The sequence below is a fragment of the Duganella sp. Root1480D1 genome, from assembly GCF_001427305.1.
GTDB lineage: Bacteria > Pseudomonadota > Gammaproteobacteria > Burkholderiales > Burkholderiaceae_D > Rugamonas.
This window is the reverse complement of record NZ_LMFZ01000016.1, coordinates 1-16,350: the sequence shown is the minus strand read 5'-3', so window position 1 is coordinate 16,350 and position 16,350 is coordinate 1. Positions and strand designations below refer to the sequence as shown.

The window sequence follows — 16,350 nt, the reverse complement described above, 5'->3', positions numbered from 1 at the left end:
GCCGCTTTATGCAGCCTTCTTGTCGTCGGCAGGCTTCTCGTCGCGCAGCATGCGGCGCAGGATCTTGCCAACGTTCGTCTTCGGAAGCTCCGTGCGGAACTCGATATATTTCGGTTTCTTGTAGCCGGTCAGGTTTTGCTTGCAGTGCTCCATCAGCGCTTCGACGGTCAGGTTCGGGTCTTTCTTCACCACGAACACCTTCACCGCCTCGCCGGAGTGCTCGTCCGGCACGCCGATACAGGCGCATTCCAGCACGCCCGGATGCGATGCCACCACGTCTTCGATTTCATTCGGATAGACATTGAAACCGGAGACCAGGATCATGTCCTTTTTGCGGTCCACGATCTTGACGTAGCCGCGTTCGTCCATCACGCCCACGTCGCCGGATTTGAAGTAGCCATCGGCCGTCATGACCTTGGCGGTTTCCTCCGGCCGGTTCCAGTAGCCAGCCATCACTTGCGGGCCGCGGATCGCGATTTCGCCTGGACTGCCCAGCGGCACTTCATTGCCGGCGTCGTCCAGGATAGCCACTTCGGTGGAAGGAATCGGCAGGCCGATCATGCCGGAGAATTCGGTGCTGTCGAAGCGGTTGGCAGTGGCCACCGGTGCGGTCTCGGACAAGCCGTAGCCTTCCACGATGGTGACGCCGGTGGCGGCCAGCCACTTGTCGGCCACCGCCTTCTGCACCGCCATGCCGCCGCCATTGGCGACCTTCAGGCCGGAGAAGTCCAGCTTGTTGAAGTCGGGGTGATTCAGCAGCGCGTTGTACAGCGTGTTCACGGCCGGCAGCATATTGAAGCGGTACTTGGCCAGCTCCTTGATAAAGCCGCCGATATCGCGCGGGTTCGGGATCAGAACGTTCAGGCCGCCCTCGCGGATGCCCCACATGGCGCACACGGTCAGCGCGAAGATGTGGTACAGCGGCAGCGCGCAAATGATGGTGCGCTCTTCCGGCGGCAGGTCGGCCAGCTTCGGCGCCGACCAGGCTTGCATCTGCAGCAGGTTGGCGATGATGTTGCGATGGGTCAGGGTCGCGCCCTTCGATACGCCGGTAGTACCGCCGGTGTACTGCAGGAAGGCCACGTCCTCGTGGCGCAATTCGACAGGAGTCAGCTTCATGCTGCGGGCATGGCCCAGCGCATCCTTGAAGCGCACCGCATTCGGCAGCGAGAAGGGCGGCACCAGCTTCTTCACGTTGCGCACCACGAAGTTGACGATCATGCCTTTCAGGCCGCCCAGCATTTCGCCCATATTGCCGACGATGATGTGCTTGACCTGGGTGCGCGGCAGCACCTGTTCCAGGGTGGTCGCGAAATTCTCGAGGATGATGATGGCTTCCGCGCCGGAATCATTGAGCTGGTGCTCCAGTTCGCGCGGGGTGTACAGCGGGTTGACGTTGACGACGGTATAGCCGGCACGCAGGATGGCGGCAATGGCAATCGGGTATTGCAGCACGTTGGGCATCATGACGGCCACGCGCGCGCCCTTTTTCATGCCGCGGCTTTGCAGCCAGGCGGCCAGGCGCTTGGAGTGCTGGTCCAGGTCGGCATAGGTGATGAATTTGTCCATGCACACGAAGGCATTGCGCGACGCGTACTTCTGGAACGATTCTTCGAGCAGGTGAACCAGGGAGCGGTATTGCGTGGCGTCGATTTCACTCGGGACGCCTGGGGGATACGACTTCAACCAGATTTTTTCCATCCTGTGCCTCTTTGTCTCAGTTTTATATGTTTTATTTGCGAAAATAGAACGGCCGTGCTTTCCCGCTCTCTAGATGCTATCGTGCGGCATGACACAGGGCAAGCTATTTTCGGGATTTGGAACGCGTACTCTAGCGGGCCTCCGTGCTGCAAAGCAGCATCGATGATGCGTCAATTGACGGCGCCCGCTTCCTTGGCAGCAGCGGCCGTCGTGGTCTCAGTGGCTTGCGCCATAGAGCGCGCCAGTTCGTGCAGCCTGTCATGCCGTTCAAGCGATGGCAGGTTGCTCATGCTCCGCACCGCAGCATAAAACTGCGGGAATCCCTTCTCTTTCACAAGCAGGGCGCGGAATCCTGGCAGCAGGTCATTATAGGTTGCAACAGATGCCAAATGGGCATTATTCAACGGTTCTGCAAAGAACCGGTCGTAGCCGTTGTAACCACCCCAGTTGGCCTTCAGGACTTTGTACTCTTCCTGCAGGGAAGCGAAAATGCGCAGTTTTTCCTCGCGCTTTTTCTTGGCGCTGGCTTTGCTGGCATAGTTGTCTGCCAGCATTTGGCGATGCTTCACCAGCAAGTCCATGAAGTCCTGGCGCCGCACGTTGTAGCGCGCATAGGCTTCGCGCATGGCGTCGTTGCCATACAGTTCGAGCCAGTGGTTGACGCCGGCCTCTTCCACCGCGGAAGCAAAGGCTTCGTTGAATTTGGAATCGCCCTGCACGTAGACCACCTGGTGCGCCAGTTCGTGGAAGATCAGGCGCGCCAGTTCGGCATCGGAGTGATTGATGAAGGTGGACAGCAGCGGGTCGCTGAGCCAGCCCAGCGTGGAGTAGGCCGGCACGCCGCCGACCTGGACGTCGTTACCCTCCTTGCGTAACTCCTCGGCATACGCTTCGGCATCGGCCTTGTCGTAATAGCCGCGATAGCTGACGCAGCCTGCAATCGGGAAGCACCATTGCACCGGGCGCAGCGACAGCTCCGGCGTGGCAACCACATTCCACAGCACGTATTGCCGGTCCAGCGGGGCGTAATTCTTGTAGCTGGCGTTGTCCGGCAAGCCAAGCTCCTTGACCGCGAACTTGCGGATCAGCTTGGACTTTTCGAGGCGCGCCTTGAGCTTGGGATCGGTGCTTGGGTCGCCGATCCAGTCGTCGACCGGACGCGCGTCAGACCAGAGCGCATACTGGCCCTGGGCAGCCTGGAAGTAATACTTGAATTGCGCACAACCGGCCAGGAGGCCGGCGCACACCCCCGCCGTCGCCAGGTATCTGGCGCGCAGTTTCAAGTGTGCTAAGGTGCGCATAAATCATTCTCAGGCGGCTTTCTCGACTTGAACCAGTGTATCGTAAAACGTCGGTGCACGACCCATGTCAGTCAGCCGCTGGCTGGTGACCTCATTGGCGTTCTTGCCATCTCCCGCCAGCTTCTTCCACCAGATCGAGAGCCCTACGACCAGGCCTGTGCGGGCCTTTGGCGTCACGCGCGCCTTGCACACGAAGGAACCGCGATCGTTGAAGATGCGCACCATATCGCCGTGGTTGATGCCACGTGTTGCCGCATCGTCAGGACTGATGTCGAGCTGGGGCTCCCCTTCCGTGGCGCGCAAGCTTTGCACGTTGACAAAAGTCGAGTTCAGGAAGTTGCGCGCCGGCGGAGATATCATCGCAAGCGGGTATTTTGCCGCCAGTTCCGGGGCAGATGCTGCAGATTCGTAGTTCGCGATATAGGTCGGCAATGGGTCCAGGCCATCCTGCTTCATGCTTTCTGAGTAGAACTCACATTTTCCCGAAGGTGTGGGGAAATTGCCGCATGCAAAGGGTGCATCAGGAACTTCCAGCTTCTGCCAGCCCTTCTGCTTGAGCGACTCCCAGTCGAATTGCACGAATGCCACCGATGCCAGGGCGTCATCGCTGTCGCGGAAACATGGATCGTCAAAGCCCATGCGCGCGGCCAGCAGGCGGAAGATCTCGGTGTTCGGTTTGGCTTCGCCCATCGGCGCGATGGCCGGGTTATTGGCCATCATGTACAGGTGGCCGTAGGCGCTGTGCGCATCGGTATGCTCGAGCTGGGTGGTGGCCGGCAGCACGATATCGGCGTAATCGGCGGTATCGGTCTGGAAATGTTCCAGCACCACCGTGAACAGGTCTTCGCGCGCAAAGCCGGCCTGCACTTTGGACGAATCCGGCGCCACCGCCAGCGGATTCGAGTTGTACACGATGACAGCCTTGAGCTGCGGGCCGAATTCGGGCGAGGCCGGGCGCAGCAGGTCGTCGCCGATGGTAGTCATATTGACGGTGCGCGGCTGCTTCGCCAGCAGGTCCGGGCGCTGCAGCGCGGCCAGGTTTTTCTTGAAGGTGCCGGACGCGGACAGCTGCACTCCGCCCGCCGCATGACGCCAGGCGCCCACCAGGGCTGGCAGGCAAGCGATATTGCGCACGGCCATGCCGCCGCCGTGCACGCGCTGCACGCCGTAGTTCATGCGGATCGCGACCGGCTCGCCGCGCCTGGCAGTTTCGCCGTATTCGCGCGCCAGGCCTTCCACTTCCGCCACCGATAAGCCGCAGGTGGCGGCGACGCGCTGCGGCGTCCATTCCGCCACGCGCTGGCGCAGCTCCCCGAAGCCTACCGTGTAGTTGGCGATGTAGTCGTGGTCCAGCAAGTCGTCGCGCACCAGGATATGCATCAGGCCCAGCGCCAGCGCCGCATCCGTGCCCGGCAGGACGGCGATGTGCTGGTGGCATTTCTCGGCCGTCAGCGAGCGGTATGGGTCGATGGCGATCAGCTTGGCGCCATTGCGCTTGGCCTCCTGGGCCCGGGTCCAGAAGTGCAGGTTGGAGGCGATCGGGTTGCCACCCCAGATGATGAGCAGCTTGGCATTCTGGAATTGCTCGATATCGGTGCCGATCGAAGCGCCGACCGTGTATTTATAGCCGGTGGCGCCAGCGGTGGCGCAAATGGTGCGGTCCAGCAGCGAAGCGCCCAACTTGTGGAAGAAGCGGGACGACATGGAATCGCCCTGCACCAGGCCCATGGTGCCGGCGTAGCTATATGGCAGGATAGCTTCCGGCTCGGTCGCCGCCAGTGGTTTCAGGCGCGCCGCAATCTCGTCCAGCGCCTGCTCCCAGCTGATGCGCTCGAACTTGCCCTCGCCCTTCCTGCCGACGCGGCGCATTGGATACAGCAGGCGGTCCGGCGAGTAGGTGCGCTCTGTATAGCGGGAAACCTTGGTGCACAGCACACCGGCAGTGGTCGGGTGATCCGGATCGCCTTTCACCTCGGTGGCCACGCCATCCTCGACGGTGACGAGCAGGGCGCAGGTATCGGGGCAATCGTGCGGGCAGGTGGCGCGGACTTGTGTGGTTGACATCTTGATCTGGATTAGCGACGGCTGAAAACAGTATCGTAAACGATTCCAGAAAATCGCATCGGGAGGCTAGAATGGCAACACCGATGGAGAACAATAATGAAACTGATCGACCCGATTATCGCGTTTCAGTCCGAGTTGCAGCAGATCCGACGCGACCTGCATGCCCACCCGGAACTCTGCTATGAAGAAGAACGTACCGCCGATGTCGTTTGCGCCAAGCTGACCGAATGGGGCATCCCCTTCGAGCGCGGCCTGGGCAAGACCGGCGTGGTTGGCATCATCCGCAACGGCACCTCCGGCGGCGCCATTGGCCTGCGCGCCGACATGGATGCGCTGCCCATGCAGGAGATCAATACCTTCCCGCACGCCTCCAGGCACCCCGGCAAGATGCACGCCTGCGGCCATGACGGCCACACTGCCATGCTGCTCGGCGCGGCCCACCACCTGGCCAGGCACCGCAACTTCGACGGCACCGTCTACCTGGTGTTCCAGCCGGCCGAGGAAGGCGGCGCCGGCGCGCGTGCAATGATCAAGGACGGCTTGTTCGAACGTTTCCCGATGGATGCGATCTACGGCATGCACAACTGGCCCGGCATGGCGCAGGGCGCGCTGGGCGCTTGCGAAGGCCCGATGATGGCTTCGTCCAACGAATTCCACGTGACCGTGCGCGGCAAGGGTGCCCACGCGGCCCAGCCGCACAAGGGCATCGACCCGATCATGATCGCGGTGCAGATTGCGCAAGCCTGGCAGACCATTGTCACGCGCAACAAGAGCCCGCTGGATACGGCCGTGCTGTCGATCACCCAGATCCACGCCGGCAGCGCCACCAACGTGATTCCCGACGATGCGAAGCTGGTCGGCACCGTGCGCACCTTCACGACCGAAGTACTGGACATGGTGGAAAAGCGCATGCAGTCGCTGGCCGAAGGCATCGCCGCCGCTTTCGACGCGGAAGTGGAATTCACCTTCCGCCGCAACTATCCGCCGCTGGTGAACCACGCCAGGGAAACCCGGTTCGCTTTAGGCGTCATGCAATCCGTGGTCGGCGAATCGATGGTGGACGCCAACGTCGAACCGACCATGGGCGCCGAGGACTTCGCCTTCTTCCTGCAGGAGAAGCCGGGCTGCTACATCTTCATCGGCAACGGCGAAGGCGAGCACCGCGACGGCGGCCATGGCCTCGGTCCCTGCGTGCTGCACAACGCCAGCTACGACTTCAACGACCGCCTGCTGCCGATCGGCGCCAGCTTCTGGGTGCATCTGGCGGAAGCGGCTTTGCCACAGGCGCATCAAGCCTAAGGCAGCTTATCGGCCTGCTGGCCGACCCGCACGCCATCATTCAGCCGCTCAAGCGCCAGCAGCGCGGCTGAATGGTCGGCACGCGGATACACATCCTTGATCGACTCATAACGCTCCGTCACCAGGCTGGTGACCGGCAGCGCAACGCCCGCCGCTGCTGCAGCGGCCAGGATATTGTGCTGGTCCTTCAACTGCGTCAGCACCTGGCCGCCCGGCAGGAAATTGCGCTCCAGCATGCGCTGGCCATGCACCTCCAGTACGCGGCTCTCGGCAAAGCCGCCGCGAATCGCTTCGCGCACCGCCACAGGATCGGCGCCCGCGGCCTGCGCCAGCAGCAATGCTTCCGCCACGATGTTGATGGTGGCGCCGACGATCAGCTGGTTGCACAGCTTTGCCACTTGCCCGCTGCCAGCGGGACCAACCAGCCTGGGTTTGCCCATCGCTTCCAACACCTGCCGCGCCGCTTCGAAATCCGCCGCACTGCCGCCGGCCATGATGGCCAGCGTGCCCGCCTGCGCACCACCAACGCCGCCCGACACCGGCGCATCGATGAAGCGATGCCCACGCGCGGTAAGCAGCGCATGGAAAGCCTGCGCCTCGTCCTGCCGCGTCGAGCTCATATCGATCCACAGCGTGCCCGGACGCAGCGCGTCGAGCGCCGCTTCGATCACGCCGCCGACTGCATCGCCGGCCGACAGCATCGATACCACCACCGCCGCATCGGCCACTGCATGCGTCAACACATCGTCCGGATCGGCGCCGGCAGCGGCCAGCACGCCGGCCTTGCCCGCAGTACGATTCCAGGCGGTAACCTTGAAACCTGCCGCCAACAGGCGGTGTACCATAGGCTCTCCCATCAAGCCAATGCCAAGGAATGCGATTCGCAGAGAATGCGTCACGGTAAGCTCCAATGTGCCAATATTGCAGTGATTCTAACAATTAAGAGGTCGCCTGAAAAAAATTCAGAACGAAAGTAAAATTGCCGGCATTGCCTCAGCAAATATGAAGACTGTGGCAAGGACTAGAGAGAAAAACATGCAAATCAAAAAACTGTTCGCTATTGCTGCCGCTGCCTTGGCAGCGCAATCTGCTTTCGCCTTCGACATCAATTCCGCCTATATGGAATATGGCTCCGCTTCCAAATTGAAGATGGTACGACTGGGTGCCACGCAGGACTTCAAGCCCGAATGGAGCTGGTTCAATTCCAACGGCACTCACGTCGCCGGTTACTGGGACGCCAGCATCGGCTTCTGGCGAGCCAGCCAGTGGCACAACGTGCCTGATATGAACAAGAACATTGTCGACATCGGCTTCACCCCGGTGTTCCGCTTCGAGAAGACCAACAAGAAGGGCTTCTACCTTGAAGGCGGCATTGGCGCGCACGTACTGTCCAAGACCTACAACAACAATGACGACCACCTGTCGACTGCCTTCCAGTTCGGCGACCATATCGGTGTCGGCTATGTATTCGACAACAAGTGGGACGTCGCCATCAAGGCGCAGCACTACTCCAACGGCGGCATCAAGAACCCGAACAGTGGTGTCGACGTCCTCATGGTAAAAGCAGCTTACCGCTATTGATTCACTTCTTGCGGTAGCGCTGCAATCCCTTTGGCAGCAGGTTAAACAAGCGTACCATCGCGTGTAGCTGCCAGGGGAAAATGCAATGTGCATCGCGCTGCGCGATCGCGCGGGCAATGCGGCGCACAGCCTGTTCTTCGGTTTGCAGGAAAGGCTTGCGCTGCGCACTTCCCCCGTTCAAATCCCGTAGTTTCTGCGTATCGACATAGCCCGGCACCACGGCTGTCACATCGATCCCATGCGGCGCCAACGCCTTGCGGTAGGCATCGCTGATGGCAATCGCGGCACGCTTGCTTGCGCTGTACAGCGAACCATTCGGATATTCGTGCAGCAGGCCGGCGATCGACGCCACCACCACCATCTGGCCGCGCCCATTGCGCAGCATGGCCTGCGCACCGGCATCGAATGCATGGCACAGGCCGGAGACATTGGTGCGAACCATTGGCAGGCTGCACATGCGATCCCGCACCAGCGCATCGGCGCCGGCATACTGGCCGGCGGTGACGATCAGCAGGTCCAGTCCTTCTTCAGCAAAATCGCCGACCGCATCAAACACGGCCTGGCGCTCACCAATGTCAAAACCATAGCGGCGAAGTCCTGCCCGCGCGGCGATCGGATGTCCATCCAGCCGCGCAGGATCGCGCCCGCATAACGCCAGTGCGGCGCCCTGCTGCGCATAATGCCCTGCCAGCGCCAGCCCGATGCCGCTGGTTCCGCCGATGATCATTACCCTCATTCACTTCCCCTGTTGAATCTTGTTGCGTGGCGCAGGCGCAGCCCCGGACTGGCATAGGCCTCGATGCCGCGCTGGTAACCGTACTGCCATTGCGCTTCCACGTCCTGCGCATATTCCGCAAGGCTGGGCGGCATCACGAGCCGGATGCGGTTGCCAAGCCAGTCGATGCGCTTGCGCATGCCCCTGCCGCGCAAGGCACTGGAGATATCGCTGGTATCGACCCAGGCATGGGCGTGCTGTGCATGCACGTGTTTCAGCCTGGCATTGCCGTCGATGCCGAGCACCTTCCGCAAGGCCGGAATTGCCAGCGCTTGCCCAAATGGCGGCTTGGCTTCCATGGTCACGTGCCTGGCTAGGCCATGCGCGATCTCGATCGGGAACAGGTCGATCACGCCACCCATATAGTGTTCGCCGGCATGCGCATGGCAGGCGAAATACAGCATATCGGTAATCGAGCTGCGCACGGCATCGGCGACCGGCATGGCGCTATCCAGCAACAGGCCTGGCGCCACGGCGCCGCAACTCCATGCCGGCAAGCTGGCCGGTGCTTGCCATCCATGCAGGAGGCGGCAAGCGCGCTCGGGCCCGAGGACGACTTCCGCGAATATTGCGCGGCCGCTTCGCGCCTGCCCGACTTGTTCGCGGCCGAACAGCAGCTTGGATGCCACGATGGCGAGCGCCGCACGCGGCTGCAAGCCAGGGACGGGCAATGGCAAGGGTCCCGGTAACTCGAACATGTAGTCGCCGAATACATCCGGCACGCGGGCCGCCCGGCCGCGCGACAGTCCTCGCAGCAGGGCCGCCCCCAGCACCGGCAGCGGGCGCGCGTGCGCCGCCGCATGCATGCCGCACAGGAACTGGTACATCTCCTGCGAAGCGAGCCACTGCTTGCGCTGCGCCGCATCCGGCAAGGCATGGATGATGGCCGCTGCCAGCGAGCCGCCGCAACTGGCGAGGATGATATCGGGCGCCATGCCGCTATCCTCTGCCGCGGCGTGCATGCCAAGGTAATAGCCGAAGCGGAATCCTCCACCCGCCATCACCATGCAGCGCTGGTACTTTTGATCTTCACTCATATCGCGTGACATAATGCCATGAATGCAACTCCTGCACCTGATCATCAACGCCCTCCTGTTCGGGCTTTGCTATACGCTCACGAACCATGCTGCCGAGACGGCGCAGGTCCAGCGCACGCTGGCGCTTCCGTTCGAGCAGGCCATCCCGTTCCTGCCGTGGATGATCATCCCCTATGCAAGTTCGGGACCCTTGCTGGCATGGGGCTTCTTCAAGGTCCGCCAGGGAGAAGCGCTGCGCGTGTACAGCCGCCGCCTGATGCTCTCCACCGTAGCCGCCAGCCTGGTATTCGCCCTGTTCCCCGCGCGCTTCCCCGCCAGCAGGGTGCTGCCCGACCACAGCTTCCTCCAGCTGGCATATGGATGGCTGGATGCCTCAGATCGCCCGTACAACCAGTTCCCCTCCCTGCACATCACTTATTGCATCCTGCTGTGGCTCGCCCTGCGGCCCGCCACTGCGAGCCGCGCCTGGCGCACGGCGCTGTCGTGCTGGCTGCTGCTGGTGGGCGCCAGCACGCTGCTGACCTGGCAGCATGCCTCGGCCGATATCGTTGGCGGGATTGCACTGGCGGCCGTCGCGTGCTACGCCGTGCGGCGCGGCGCCACCGCACGTCAAAGCGTTTCGTTCTACTACGCCATCATGGCAGGGTTGGCGCTGCTGGCAGCCTGCCTGTTTGCGCCAGCCTGGCTCTGGATCTATCTTGCCACCAGCCTGCTGCTGGTGGCCTGGGCATACGCCCGCCGCAACCCAGCCTTCCTGCGCAAGAACCAGGGCCGGCATCCGGCCTGGATCTGGCTGCTGTTCTGGCCGTATCTTGCCGGCTATGGCGTCACCTGGCTGCTGGTGCGCTGGCGCCATCGCGGCAAGCCGCCATTCGCCAAGGCGACGGATGGCTTGTGGGTAGGACGTCGCTTGAGTGCCAGCGAAGCACAGCAACTGCCGCCGGGCTGCAGCATTATCGACCTGAGTGCGGAGCTCAGCGAAGCGCCCCCCCTGCGGCACGGCCATTATTGCCACCTTCCCTTGATGGACCTGCAAGCGCCTACCCGCAAGCAGGTTCGCACTATCCTTGCGGCCATCGACGCCGAGCGCAAACAGGGCCGACCGGTGTACCTGCATTGCGCGATGGGCTATAGCCGCAGCATTTTTATCGCCCGCATCTACCTTAACTCCTACATCTCATGAGCATTTCGATCTATCAGCTTAAACCGCGCTTCCAGCAATTGCTGCGTCCTTTTCTCAACTTGCTCACCCGGCTCGGCATCACCCCCAACCAGGTCACGCTGGCCGCGATGATGCTGTCGGTTGGCTACGGCGCTGCGCTGGCATTGGTGCCGCAATGCCTTGGCCTGTGGCTGGGCCTGCCGTTTTTCCTGCTTCTGCGCATGGCCCTGAACGCCATCGACGGCATGCTGGCCAATGCAACCGGCAACAAAACCGCAATGGGTGCGTTGCTGAACGAACTATGCGACCAGGTTTCGGATGCGGCACTCTACCTGCCGGTGGCTCTGCTGGCCGGCATCTCGCCGCACCTGCTGGTGCTGGTCGTGGTATTTGCCTTGCTGGCGGAATTTTCCGGTGTACTGGCCAGCAGCATCGGCGTGGCGCGCCGCTTCGACGGACCAATGGGCAAGAGCGACCGCGCCTTTGCATTTGGCCTGCTTGGCTTGCTGGTGTGGGCTGGCGTTGCGCCGGTCTGGCACAACGCCCTGCTTGCCGTGGTCCTGCTGCTGTCGCTGGTGACGGTGTTTAATCGCCTGCGCCAGGCGCTGCGCCTTTCTCCGCAAGCGAAACAGTAAAGATACCTTCCAGGCCGATCCTGGTCTTCAGCTTGCGGCAGCCGGCAAGGTCGACCAGGCCATCCATCTCGGCCTGCGCACGCGGACGCATGCGCCATGGCTCGCCGCGGTGGTTGGTCAGCGTGTAGGCGATCATGTCCAGTTGCGGATGCCATGGCTGGCCGGTGTACAGCAAGCTGCCGCCTTCGCGCAAGCTGGCCGCAACGCCGCGCAGCGATTGCAGCACCAGCGAATTGTCGCTGAACAGTTCGTACAGGCCCGATATCACCGCGATATCGTAGCGCCCCTCCTGCCCTTGGTAACTGTCGGCGCTGAACGCATCGCGGCGGCAGTATTCGATGCGGGCGCCGATCTGCAGCTTCTCCGCCAGCTTCTTCGCCTGGTCCAGGTTGTGCTGTTCGTAATCGCACAGCGTGACTTCGATCTCGCGGTCCTGGAAGCGCTTGATGGTCTCCAGCACATAGCGGGCGGAGCCTGCCGCGATATCGAGGATGCGCACCGGCCCCGGGCCCTGGTGGGCAGCGATCTGCTCTGCCAGCATCTGCTGCATCTGCACTTTGCGCATACGAATGCCGCGCCAGCCCACGGCATCCAGGTAACCACGGTCCATCATGCCGCCGAAGCCAAGCTTGCCGCCCGCCTGGTTACGGTAGACATAGTCCAGCGATTCACCCGAATCAAAGCCATGGCGCAGGCCGATCTTCATGCCGTCACTGAGCGGCCCCATGACCTTCAGCATATTGCGCTGCAATCCGAACCAGGCGCGCGTCAGTGCATTGCCGGTCTGGTTGTTCAGCAGCGCTGCGTAATGCTGGGCGCCCTGTCCTTCGCGATCGGCAGCCGCGAAGCGCACCGGCGATGGCGGCTTCGCCGCAAAGCACTCGTCGATGAAGCTTCGGCTAGCCTGCATCGCAACGGAAGTGTCCTCTTCGTAGAAGATCGCATGGCGGCAGCGCTGCAGCCGGAGATAACGTTTCATTGGCGACGACAGGCGGTCGAAGAACAGCTTCTGCGGCGCTTCATGCACCACATAGTCCTGGTCCGCCGCCAGCATCAGGACCGGCGTATCAATGGCGGCGGCATCGTGCACGATGCGCTGCGCCGTATCGGCAAGCTCCAGCAGGATCTGCGCCGAAATGCTTTTGGCGATCAGCGGGTCTTCCTGGTAGGCGCGCGCCTGCTCCGCCGAATGCGTCAGCATGGTCGGGCGGATATAGCTGGTCACAAATAATTCCGGCTTGAAGCGCCGTGCGAAGCGCAGGCCCGGCTTGGCCAGCGGCACATACAGCTTGATCGCAAAGGCTGCCGCAGCCATTACCAGGCCGCGCACGCGCGGTGCGTAATCATGCAGCCAGGTCGCGGCGACGACGGCGCCAACACTGTTGGCCACCACCAGTACATCCTCGATGGAGAAACCATGCTTGCTGCAGATATGGCGCACAAAGGTATCCAGGTCTTCCACCATGGTCGCGAAGCTTGGTGCAGAACCGCGTTCACCCGGGGAATAACCGTGCCCGCGCGCGTCATAAGCGAAAGCCCAGTCGCCGTGGAAGCCGAACTGCTCGACCAGCGTTCCGATACGGCCAGAATGTTCATGCCCGCGATGCAGGAAGACCAGCGCGCGCGGCGCCCCGCTGCGTGGCGCCAGCGGCATCCAGCTCCGGTAGAACAGGCGCGTACCGTCGGCGGCTTCAAATCCGGACTGGGTCTCGCTCCAGGCAAGGCCTCGTTCAATCTTCATTCTTTTTTCCTTATCGATAAATGAGCAACAGGTAAAGCAAGGGGGCCGTAACCACCAGGCTGTCGGCGCGATCCAGCATGCCGCCGTGGCCGGGAATCAGGTTTGAAAAATCCTTGATGCCAAGCTTGCGCTTCGCAGCGGAGAACATCACGTCACCGGCAAAGCCGCCCACCGACAGCAAAATCGCGATCCCGGCCAGCCATGCCGCCTCGCCCAGTGCGAGGTACGCGCCCAATGCCAGCGACAGCAAGACGGAAACCACCACCCCGCCCAGCAAGCCTTGCCAGGTCTTCTGCGGGCTAATCAGGGGAACGATTTTCTGCTTGCCGAACAGTTTGCCGCTGGTGAACTGGGCGATGTCGTTCAGGGCCGTCACGATGAACAGGTAGAACAGCCAGGACAGGTTTTCCTTCGGCCCGAAAGGCAGGTGCACGAAGGCGGGCACAAAGCTGATGCCGAAGCAGGTCAGCGCAAACAGCAGCCAGGGCAGCGTTGCCAAGTCACGTGAGCTCCACAGGCAGGCAGCAGCAGCGACGCTGGCCAGGCTAAACGCCACAGGCAAGCAGGAAGGCAAATATGCGCCGGCGCATACCGCCGCGAAGAGCGCGGCAACGGCAACCAGTCGAAAACGCCCGGACGCCAGCCCGCAGTAAGGCGCAAGCTCGCGCGCGGCAAGGCCGCAAATGACGAGTGCCAGCAAGGGCGCACCCACCGGATAAAGAATCAAGCCGCAGCTCACAATGGGGAAGATGAACCACCAGGCATTCACCTGGTCGCGCAATTGGCTGGTACGCGAGCCTAGCGCCAATCCCACACCCGTTGAAACAACACCCAGCAGCACGTACAGGGCAGCCATGGCGTATCCAAGCTGCGCAGTGAAAATACCATTCATGACTTGCATTTTGCCAACAACTGGCCGATGCACAATCACACATTGTCACGACGTGCAAAAAAAAACCGCCAGGCTGCCCCGGCGGTTCCTGTGCGTCGCTGCGCGGCTTATTCTGCCACGTCGGCACCCACGTTAATGGCAGCATAGGCGCGCTGGACTGCTTTCGCTTCGGCGCTATTGGCACCGTATAGTTCCTGCGCTGCTGCCAGCACTTTCAAACGAGCGTCTGCGTAGTTGGTCGACGAGGTGAACTTGGTGGTGTTCGCGCGGAACCAGATACGGTAAGCCTTGTCGATGCCAATGCCGGTCATGTTCCTTGGCTGCTGGGTCAGGTATTGCGAGTAGTAATCACTGCTCGAATTGGAGCTGGAGCCCATCGCCAGGAAGTAGAACATGCGGTTGTTCGGGCCGCTGCTGTAGTGCACGTCCAGGCGCTTGATGGTGGACTTCCATGCATCCGGCGATTTGCCATCCTTGCTTGGCTTGTACAGCCAGCGCAGCGGTTGGCCGTTCTTGGAAATTTCCTTGCCCATCACCCAGTCGTTGCCCGATGGGACAGGCAGCGAAGTGCCGGTGCCGCCAGCGCGCGCATAGGCTTCCACCGCTTCGCCCGAGATGTCCGACGACGATTCATTCAGGCCGCCCGATTCGCCACGGTAGGTCAGGTTCGAAGTGGCGGCGGTGATGCCGTGGCCCATTTCGTGGCCGATCACGTCGATCGAGCCCAGGTTGTTGAAATAGCTGCCGCCATCGCCGATGAACATGCATTTGCAGCTATCCGAGTAATAGGCGTTGTCGTAAGCGGTGTTGACGTGCACGGCAATATAGGTCGCAGTGTTGTTGCCATCGAGCGAAGACCAGTTCAGCACGTTCTTGTGCATGTCGTAGGTATTCATCAGGCCCCACAGTGCATTCACTGCTGCGGTCTGGCCATTGGCATTGGTCGTGCTGCCGCCAGCGATGTACTGCTTGCCGTCGCCCCAGGTATTGGTCGCGTTGCTGTACACGGCGCCGGCGCTGGTGCCGTGGTTGGCGTTGGTAATTGCCATGGCGCCGAAGGTACCGCCAGTACCGCGGCTGCCGTCGATCATCTTGTACACGCCGCCGGTCAGGGTGGTATTGATAGGCACGTCGCCGTTGTACTGGCTATGGCCGGTACCAACCACATTTTGCATCGCGCTCCACTGGTCGAGGATACGGCCATCGCGTGCACTGACGACGGTGTCATGGAAAGCGCCATGCTGGCGGGTTTTCACCACGTAGGCCAACTCATAGCTGGCAACCACGTCTTGCACATCCACAGCGTTCAGCTCTGCCTCGGCCTTGTTTTCGGCGCCGGCGGCACGCACGGTCTTCACCATCGGGAAGATGACGAGCTCTGCGGATGGCGGGTCAATCTCGGCGCCCGCGCTCGCCAGGCTGCGGCTTGCCCTGGCAATCGCAGCCTTGGCGCTAATGGAAGGCTTGACGTCGAAGCGCTTGCCCGACAGGCCCTGGCGGCGCTCGCCAACCGATTCGCTGACGATATTTCCGCCCTGGTCAGTGACCACCACGGATTCGGATTCAAAGATGCGCACGCCCTTGTAGGTATGGTTCAGGCGGCTGATTGCCCTACCTTGTTCGCCCGGGTGCTGGCTGGCGATCGAGTAGCCATGGTCGGCATCCAGGCCAAATTTGCCCCGCTCACCATTCAGGGTCGATACCAGGCGGGCTTTCTCCTGGGCGGAGAAGGCAACCGGGCTGGCCATCATGCTTGGGGCGGCGCTGGCTTGTGCAGCAACCATGGCGATCGCGGCTGCGATCAGGCTTTTGCGAAATTCCATTTTTGTCTCCAAATGTCCCGATGAGGTGGGGTGTTATAGGGAATCTAACACTATCGGGACCCGAAGGCTGAGTCAAAATTTCTACAAATTGAGACATATTTTTGTTGCTTGTCTCGGATACAACACCCACAAAGCAAAAAATCCCCTCCAGCACCGAGCGCGATCTAGAGCGCGCTCAGGCTGAAGGGGATTTCTCTAATAAGAGCCTGACGATAACCTACTTTCACACTGGTTGCAGCACTATCATCGGCGCAAAGTCGTTTCACGGTCCTGTTCGGGATGGGAAGGGGTGGGACCGACTTCGGTCCTGTTCGGGATGGGAAGGGGTGGGACCGACTT

The 16,350-nt window shown here is 61.7% G+C and carries 13 protein-coding genes; 4 read left to right on the top strand and 9 right to left on the bottom strand.

Translation table 11 applies throughout. From position 1 onward, the window contains the following. Positions 1-6: 6 nt before the first annotated feature. The 3 genes from ASD58_RS16895 to ASD58_RS16885 form a co-directional block, all read right to left on the bottom strand. Positions 7-1,701, bottom strand: a complete 1,695-nt coding sequence (locus ASD58_RS16895) for a long-chain fatty acid--CoA ligase (RefSeq protein WP_057262342.1) — start codon at positions 1,699-1,701, stop codon at positions 7-9. Positions 1,702-1,871: 170 nt separating this feature from the next. Continuing rightward, positions 1,872-3,002 (bottom strand): aminopeptidase, encoded by a 1,131-nt coding sequence (locus ASD58_RS16890; RefSeq protein WP_057262341.1) that lies wholly within the window; start codon positions 3,000-3,002, stop codon positions 1,872-1,874. A gap of 9 nt (positions 3,003-3,011) precedes the next feature. Continuing rightward, entirely contained in the window at positions 3,012-5,066 is a 2,055-nt protein-coding gene (locus ASD58_RS16885; RefSeq protein WP_057262340.1) for a molybdopterin-dependent oxidoreductase, read from the bottom strand. Between the two features lie 96 nt (positions 5,067-5,162). On the opposite strand from ASD58_RS16885, the gene ASD58_RS16880 reads away from it, so the two are divergent. Then, positions 5,163-6,365 (top strand): M20 aminoacylase family protein, encoded by a 1,203-nt coding sequence (locus tag ASD58_RS16880; protein WP_057262339.1) that lies wholly within the window; start codon positions 5,163-5,165, stop codon positions 6,363-6,365. On the opposite strand, the gene ASD58_RS16875 is transcribed toward ASD58_RS16880, so the two are convergent. Then, entirely contained in the window at positions 6,362-7,252 is an 891-nt protein-coding gene (locus ASD58_RS16875) for an NAD(P)-dependent oxidoreductase (RefSeq protein WP_255357333.1), read from the bottom strand. The two genes, ASD58_RS16880 and ASD58_RS16875, sit on opposite strands and share 4 nt — an antisense overlap. 148 nt (positions 7,253-7,400) lie before the next feature. On the opposite strand from ASD58_RS16875, the gene ASD58_RS16870 reads away from it, so the two are divergent. Next, positions 7,401-7,946: an acyloxyacyl hydrolase gene (locus tag ASD58_RS16870; RefSeq protein WP_057262337.1), complete on the top strand. Its 546-nt coding sequence runs from the start codon at positions 7,401-7,403 to the stop codon at positions 7,944-7,946. A 1-nt stretch (position 7,947) separates the two neighbouring features. On the opposite strand, the gene ASD58_RS16865 is transcribed toward ASD58_RS16870, so the two are convergent. Beyond that, positions 7,948-8,682 carry an SDR family oxidoreductase gene (locus tag ASD58_RS16865; RefSeq protein ID WP_082565475.1) on the bottom strand — a complete coding sequence of 245 codons (735 nt, stop codon included), beginning with the start codon at positions 8,680-8,682 and terminating at the stop codon, positions 7,948-7,950. Beyond that, positions 8,679-9,758 carry a patatin-like phospholipase family protein gene (locus ASD58_RS16860; RefSeq protein WP_082565474.1) on the bottom strand — a complete coding sequence of 360 codons (1,080 nt, stop codon included), beginning with the start codon at positions 9,756-9,758 and terminating at the stop codon, positions 8,679-8,681. The genes ASD58_RS16865 and ASD58_RS16860 overlap by 4 nt, the downstream gene beginning before the upstream one ends. A 22-nt stretch (positions 9,759-9,780) precedes the next feature. On the opposite strand from ASD58_RS16860, the gene ASD58_RS16855 reads away from it, so the two are divergent. Both ASD58_RS16855 and ASD58_RS16850 read left to right on the top strand, forming a co-directional pair. Further along, positions 9,781-10,941: a phosphatase PAP2 family protein gene (locus tag ASD58_RS16855; RefSeq protein WP_082565473.1), complete on the top strand. Its 1,161-nt coding sequence runs from the start codon at positions 9,781-9,783 to the stop codon at positions 10,939-10,941. Next, complete coding sequence (locus tag ASD58_RS16850) at positions 10,938-11,555, top strand: CDP-alcohol phosphatidyltransferase family protein (RefSeq protein ID WP_057262333.1); 618 nt, start codon at positions 10,938-10,940, stop codon at positions 11,553-11,555. The genes ASD58_RS16855 and ASD58_RS16850 overlap by 4 nt, the downstream gene beginning before the upstream one ends. On the opposite strand, the gene ASD58_RS16845 is transcribed toward ASD58_RS16850, so the two are convergent. The 3 genes from ASD58_RS16845 to ASD58_RS16835 all read right to left on the bottom strand — a co-directional run bounded on the left by ASD58_RS16845 (position 11,506) and on the right by ASD58_RS16835 (position 16,011). Further along, complete coding sequence (locus ASD58_RS16845) at positions 11,506-13,296, bottom strand: bifunctional alpha/beta hydrolase/class I SAM-dependent methyltransferase (protein ID WP_057262332.1); 1,791 nt, start codon at positions 13,294-13,296, stop codon at positions 11,506-11,508. The genes ASD58_RS16850 and ASD58_RS16845 overlap by 50 nt on opposite strands. Positions 13,297-13,306: 10 nt before the next feature. Further along, on the bottom strand, positions 13,307-14,152 hold the full coding sequence (locus ASD58_RS16840; RefSeq protein WP_162253028.1) for a phosphatidate cytidylyltransferase: 846 nt from the start codon (positions 14,150-14,152) through the stop codon (positions 13,307-13,309). A gap of 143 nt (positions 14,153-14,295) precedes the next feature. Next, positions 14,296-16,011 carry a M4 family metallopeptidase gene (locus ASD58_RS16835; RefSeq protein ID WP_082565472.1) on the bottom strand — a complete coding sequence of 572 codons (1,716 nt, stop codon included), beginning with the start codon at positions 16,009-16,011 and terminating at the stop codon, positions 14,296-14,298. Positions 16,012-16,350 lie beyond the last annotated feature (339 nt).